The sequence below is a fragment of the Streptomyces sp. NPDC055013 genome, assembly GCF_053608645.1.
In genome coordinates this window covers 1-2,793 of the sequence record NZ_JBSGVW010000087.1, presented here as the reverse complement: position 1 = coordinate 2,793, position 2,793 = coordinate 1, and the positions used below count along the sequence as shown (strand labels likewise).

1 rRNA gene is annotated in these 2,793 nt (G+C 52.0%); it reads right to left on the bottom strand.

Going from position 1 to position 2,793, the window contains the following annotated elements:
• Window positions 1–2,729, bottom strand: a 23S ribosomal RNA gene (locus ACWGDB_RS41895); the annotation flags it as partial.
• Window positions 2,730–2,793: the final 64 nt, after the last annotated feature.

Here is a 2,793-nt window from a genome sequence, read left to right as displayed (position 1 = left end):
GCTGGTACACCAGCGGTGCGTCCATCCCGGTCCTCTCGTACTAAGGACAGCTCCTCTCAAATTTCCTGCGCCCGCGACGGATAGGGACCGAACTGTCTCACGACGTTCTGAACCCAGCTCGCGTACCGCTTTAATGGGCGAACAGCCCAACCCTTGGGACCGACTACAGCCCCAGGATGCGATGAGCCGACATCGAGGTGCCAAACCTCCCCGTCGATGTGGACTCTTGGGGGAGATAAGCCTGTTATCCCCGGGGTAGCTTTTATCCGTTGAGCGATGGCCCTTCCATGCGGAACCACCGGATCACTAAGCCCGACTTTCGTCCCTGCTCGACTTGTAGGTCTCGCAGTCAAGCTCCCTTATGCCTTTACACTCTACGAATGATTTCCAACCATTCTGAGGGAACCTTTGGGCGCCTCCGTTACACTTTAGGAGGCGACCGCCCCAGTCAAACTGCCCACCTGACACTGTCTCCCACCCCGATAAGGGGCGCGGGTTAGAATTTCAATACAGCCAGGGTAGTATCCCACCGACGCCTCCACCGAAGCTAGCGCTCCGGTTTCAAAGGCTCCTACCTATCCTGTACAAGCTGTACCAAAATTCAATATCAGGCTACAGTAAAGCTCCACGGGGTCTTTCCGTCCTGTCGCGGGTAACCTGCATCTTCACAGGTACTATAATTTCACCGAGTCTCTGGTTGAGACAGTGCCCAAATCGTTACACCTTTCGTGCGGGTCGGAACTTACCCGACAAGGAATTTCGCTACCTTAGGACCGTTATAGTTACGGCCGCCGTTTACTGGGGCTTCAGTTCAGAGCTTCGCTTACGCTAACCCCTCTCCTTAACCTTCCAGCACCGGGCAGGCGTCAGCCCCTATACTTCGCCTTACGGCTTCGCAGAGACCTGTGTTTTTGCTAAACAGTCGCCTGGGCCTATTCACTGCGGCTCTCTCGGGCTTGCACCCTAACAGAGCACCCCTTCTCCCGAAGTTACGGGGTCATTTTGCCGAGTTCCTTAACGAGAGTTCTCTCGCTCACCTTAGGATTCTCTCCTCGCCTACCTGTGTCGGTTTGCGGTACGGGCACCTTTTATCTCGCTAGAAGCTTTTCTTGGCAGCGGGGAATCAAAGACTTCGCTCCATAAGGAGCTTCCCCATCACAGCTCAGCCTTCACGATAAGCGGATTTGCCTACTTATCAGCCTAACTGCTTGGACGTGCACAACCAATCGCACGCTTCTTCTATCCTTCTGCGTCCCCCCATTGCTCAAACGATGAAGAGGTGGTACAGGAATATCAACCTGTTGTCCATCGCCTACGCCTTTCGGCCTCGGCTTAGGTCCCGACTAACCCTGAGCGGACGAGCCTTCCTCAGGAAACCTTAGGCATTCGGTGGACGGGATTCTCACCCGTCTTTCGCTACTCATACCGGCATTCTCACTTCTAAGCGCTCCACCAGTCCTTCCGGTCTGACTTCACTGCACTTAGAACGCTCCCCTACCACTGATACCATTGGTATCAATTCGCAGCTTCGGTGGTGTATTTAGCCCCGGTACATTTTCGGCGCAGAGTCACTCGACTAGTGAGCTATTACGCACTCTTTAAATGGTGGCTGCTTCTGAGCCAACATCCTAGTTGTCTAAGCAACTCCACATCCTTTTCCACTTAATACACACTTTGGGACCTTAGCTGGCGATCTGGGCTGTTTCCCTCTTGACTACGGATCTTATCACTCGCAGTCTGACTCCTAAGGATAAGTCATTGGCATTCGGAGTTTGACTGAATTCGGTAATCCGATGAGGACCCCTAGTTCAATCAGTGCTCTACCTCCAAGACTCTTACACTTAAGGCTAGCCCTAAAGCTATTTCGGAGAGAACCAGCTATCTCCAGGTTCGATTGGAATTTCTCCGCTACCCACACCTCATCCCCGCACTTTTCAACGTGCGTGGGTTCGGGCCTCCATTCAGTGTTACCTGAACTTCACCCTGGACATGGGTAGATCACCTGGTTTCGGGTCTACGACCACGTACTAAACGCCCTATTCAGACTCGCTTTCGCTGCGGCTCCGCCTCTTCAGCTTAACCTCGCACGGGATCGTAACTCGCCGGTTCATTCTACAAAAGGCACGCCATCACCCATTAACGGGCTCTGACTATTTGTAGGCACACGGTTTCAGGATCTCTTTCACTCCCCTTCCGGGGTGCTTTTCACCTTTCCCTCACGGTACTGGTTCACTATCGATCACTAGGGAGTATTTAGCCTTGGGAGATGGTCCTCCCAGATTCCGACGGAATTTCACGTGTTCCGCCGTACTCAGGATACATTCAAGAGAGAACGAAGTTTCGACTACGGGGTTATTACCCTCTGTGACGGACCTTTCCAGGTCGCTTCGTCTACCTCGTTCCTTTGTAACTCCGTATAGAATGTCCTACAACCCCAAGAGGCAAGCCTCTTGGTTTGGGCTAGATTCCGTTTCGCTCGCCGCTACTCAGGAAATCGCATTTGCTTTCTCTTCCTCCGGGTACTTAGATGTTTCAGTTCCCCGGGTCTGCCTTCAGTACCCTATGTATTCAGGTAAAGATACTGTTCCATTACGAACAGTGGGTTTCCCCATTCGGAAATCTTCGGATCAAAGCTTACTTACAGCTCCCCGAAGCATATCGGCGTTAGTCCCGTCCTTCATCGACTCCTAGTGTCAAGGCATCCACCGTGCGCCCTTTCTAACTTAACCAAACTAAAATTAAAAAAATATGAGCTACACTGTTATCTAGTTTTCAAAGAACATACATTTAAAC